Source organism: Faecalibacterium sp. Marseille-Q4164, from assembly GCF_017377545.1.
Classification (GTDB): Bacteria; Bacillota; Clostridia; order Oscillospirales; family Ruminococcaceae; genus Faecalibacterium; species Faecalibacterium duncaniae.
Genome location: NZ_JAFREJ010000033.1, coordinates 1 through 3,377, shown reverse-complemented (window position 1 = coordinate 3,377; position 3,377 = coordinate 1). Strand labels below are relative to the sequence as shown.

4 protein-coding genes are annotated in these 3,377 nt (G+C 44.4%); 2 read left to right on the top strand and 2 right to left on the bottom strand.

Going from position 1 to position 3,377, the window contains the following annotated elements; all coding sequences use genetic code 11:
- Positions 1-25 precede the first annotated feature (25 nt).
- Positions 26-196: a hypothetical protein gene (locus J3352_RS14035; protein ID WP_005924488.1), complete on the bottom strand. Its 171-nt coding sequence runs from the start codon at positions 194-196 to the stop codon at positions 26-28.
- 12 nt (positions 197-208) lie between these two features.
- Positions 209-796 carry an accessory gene regulator B family protein gene (locus J3352_RS14030; RefSeq protein WP_005924490.1) on the bottom strand — a complete coding sequence of 196 codons (588 nt, stop codon included), beginning with the start codon at positions 794-796 and terminating at the stop codon, positions 209-211.
- A gap of 179 nt (positions 797-975) precedes the next feature.
- Between J3352_RS14030 and J3352_RS14025 the strand changes: the two genes are divergently transcribed.
- Together J3352_RS14025 and J3352_RS14020 are read left to right on the top strand one after the other, a co-directional pair.
- Complete coding sequence (locus J3352_RS14025) at positions 976-1,674, top strand: LytTR family DNA-binding domain-containing protein (protein ID WP_005924492.1); 699 nt, start codon at positions 976-978, stop codon at positions 1,672-1,674.
- Complete coding sequence (locus J3352_RS14020) at positions 1,671-2,939, top strand: GHKL domain-containing protein (RefSeq protein WP_156067585.1); 1,269 nt, start codon at positions 1,671-1,673, stop codon at positions 2,937-2,939. Before J3352_RS14025 ends, J3352_RS14020 begins: the two co-directional genes overlap by 4 nt.
- Positions 2,940-3,377 lie beyond the last annotated feature (438 nt).

Sequence of the window (3,377 nt, the reverse complement as noted above, 5' to 3'; positions counted from 1 at the left end):
TACTCATGATCACATTTTCCTTTCCTTATTTTGATTTGATTGCTTTTACGACTAAATAAATGACCAGTATGCCGATGCAGAGCGAAATAATTGTCAATGCCTCTGCCGTTGCATTAAGGCAAGCACCAATAAAATAAACCAATACCAAAAATGCAACAAAAGCGATAAGAAGCAGCACCCATTTGTTTTTTTTCATGTTATCACCTCCCTATCTACAAAAGTTGGCATTAAATTTTTGTTGAACCAAAGGAATTGTTGAGAATACAATCAATACCCATTTGGAGAGATAGTAGCAAACTACATGACGTGTATACGGAAGCACATTAAAAATGGCAAGCAGGAAATCTATTGACGAAAGAACAGATGCGACCATCTTGTAACTTGACCGCTTCTTTTCACTTAAAGGCTTATTCTTTGCTTCGATAGGTGAGAGAAAGATAGAGATGCCCAAAAGAGCTACTGTTGTCAGGATACGGAAAAGGTGATTTGCTGCGATTGCCTTACTTAGCAAAATGCAGATAAGTGCCAGTCCGGAGAATGCCAAATAGCATCTGGTGTGCGATGTTGCATGGTATCCGCCAATGTAGATTCGCTGTGGGATAAACCCAATCAAAAATGAAAGTGCGTACCGCACATCACCACACACAACAGCGATTAAAACAACAAGCAGAACGCTCACAACAGATGATATGAGCAACTCGTACCCATAGACATACGCATCCGCCTTTGCTTCATCTATCACTTTTTGCTCGCAGAAAAGACGGACTGATTTTTGAGACAGCGTGCGTTCCCACATTGCAGTTGCGCCACCTTATCTTCTGATTTTTGCTTCACTGTATCATAAATTTCAGCAAAATCAAGAGGTTTGGCAAAACTGGTCGTTCTGGTGACAAAAGTGGTAGGTCAGGCTACTTGTAAGGAGCCTTTGCACAGTCTATAATAGTAGCAGGACATTATTTTGTGGAGGTTGTCGAAATGCTGAAGTACCACGTTGCAGTCTGCGATGATGAGAAATCAGACCTTGATGGCATTGTTCAAAGCGTCCAGCAGTACGATGTGCAAGGCTGCTTTGACATTGAAACTTACATGGATGGAAACGAACTTCTGAGCGAATTGCAAATGCAGAAGAAATCCTTTGATCTGCTTCTTCTCGATATCGAGATGCCATCCAACGGTTTTCAGCTGGCGCAGTCTTTGATTCAGATGGAGAAGCATCCTTTGGTGGTATTTGTCACGAAGCGGCATGAGTACGCTGTGCAGGGATATGGCATTGCATTCCGCTACCTTGTCAAACCTTTGGATCAGACGCTGTTCGCTGCGGCAATGGATGCCGTCCTTCAGGAACTGAACTCCAAACATTTCACGATCGAATACGATGGTGTTACCATGTCCTTGGAAACATCGGACATTTACTTTCTGGAAAGCCACGGACATAAAGTTCTGATTCACTGCAAGGAGCAAGACCTTACATTGCGAATGAGCATTCCTGAAGCCTTGGAGCAGCTTCCCAAACGGTGCTTTGTGTCACCACACAAAAGTTATCTCGTCAACATGGAACACATTGTTTACGCTACGGGAACCGCTGTTTTTCTTTCCAGCGGACATCAGCTGCCGATCAGCAGGAGGAAGCGTCAGGAGTTCAATCAGATCTTCAACGCTTATTTGGGAAGATGATGCTTTATTATTTCGTTGAGTTTGCAGGGAGCTTTGCCAACATTGCCCTGTTGCTGCTTTTTATCGGTCGGCTGTTTCCCAAAAAGGAGCCCGTCTCAAGGTGGTTCTATGCCTATGTTGCACTCTTGATTGCTGGGCAGTGTGCTTTGAGTTTATTCCCGGATTGGGTGACGCAGCGCACGATCTATCTTTTAGTTGGCGGATTTTTCCTTGCATTGCTGTTCTATGAGGTTCGACCGTGGCAGGCGGTTTTTGCAAGCGGAGCTTTCTTCACACTGATTGCTTTGGTGGAAGTGCTTGCAATGCTTCTGATTGGGCTGCGTATCCCGGATACCGACATTCTAATGCAGGCTGGGGCAGCACGGTTGGTCTATGTTGTTTTTTCAAACCTGATTCAAATTCAACTCGTAGTCCTGATCTCACATTTTTTCAGCCGAAAAGGAAATGCTCTGCGTATCCTATGGCTGTTGCCGATCATTGCGATTCAAATCGCAAGTATCGCGGTCTGTTATGTGGCACAGTATCATGCTGCGGATGATTATTTCCCTGATTATATGGTCGGCCTTATGGCTGTACTTCTCCTTATAAACATCCTGATCGTGTTCTATGTGGAAGCTCTCCGGGAAAATGAGCTAGAAAAATTCAAAGTCAAGTTCAATGAGCAGCAGTACAACCTTCAAATGGAATACTACCAGCAGCTCAAAGAACGTCAGGAAGAAGTCCGTTCTCTACAGCATGATGTGAAGAAATACATTCTGGCGATGCAGGCAGTTGCAGAACACGGTGATACCGAAGAACTTCACAAGATCGCACAGGCCGCCACGAATGTTTTCGAGCGTTCCACAAATATTTCTGCTGTCGGAAATCCTGTTGTTGATGCTCTTTTGAATTATTACTTACGAATTGCGGAAAGGAATAACATCAAAGTCAAACTGGATGTGACGATTCCTGAAGTTCTGACGATCTCATCGTTGTCTTTGAGCATCATCATCGGAAACACATTTGACAATGCCATTGAAGCCTGCTGCGACTTGCCAGCAGAACAGCGAATCATTCATCTACAGCTGCGCAAGCAGTATCGCAGTCTCTTTTACCGGCTTGAGAATCCATACAGCGATACCGTTCGCAGCATCCGCATCGGAGAGTATCACGGTTACGGACTAAAGAACATAAATCGTATCGTTCAAGAGAACCATGGCGACTTCTACACAAAGAAGAAGGACGGTGTGTTTACCGTCCAAGTCCGCCTGAACTGCGAAAATTAAAACATTCTTCTAAAACGCAGCCTTGCTTTCGCTTGTACTTTGTGTGTTTCGTTCATCTGATGTATTCATTATCCTGAAGTGTTGACACGCATTCGTACTTATGTTATCATTCCCAACAAATCCACAGAGATTTCTGTAAAGAAACGATTCTGTGCGGTTTTATTTCCTGCGAAGATTTACCGCCCCGCAACACACCCGATCATTTTGCCGTCTGTTTCACCCGACAAAATCCTTCGCCTGTACTGCGTGGGCGGTATTTTTCTTTTCCGGGGAAGATTGCACCTTGAAAATTTCATGAGCCGACCGAACGTGATACCGGCTCTCTAGTCAACGCCGCTGCAAAACAGGGGCAGGAACTTCGTTCGGGGCAAACGGCGATTCACATATATGAGCAGTGGAACTCTCTACTTATTTTTGCGTCTTAACAATTCGGAAACA

Bases quoted from the DNA above. Each gene is read 5' to 3' on its own strand.
- J3352_RS14025 (WP_005924492.1), top strand. From the start codon at position 976: ATGCTGAAGTACCACGTTGCAGTCTGCGATGATGAGAAATCAGACCTT.
- J3352_RS14035 (WP_005924488.1), bottom strand. From the start codon at position 196: ATGAAAAAAAACAAATGGGTGCTGCTTCTTATCGCTTTTGTTGCATTT.
- J3352_RS14030 (WP_005924490.1), bottom strand. From the start codon at position 796: ATGTGGGAACGCACGCTGTCTCAAAAATCAGTCCGTCTTTTCTGCGAG.
- J3352_RS14020 (WP_156067585.1), top strand. From the start codon at position 1,671: ATGATGCTTTATTATTTCGTTGAGTTTGCAGGGAGCTTTGCCAACATT.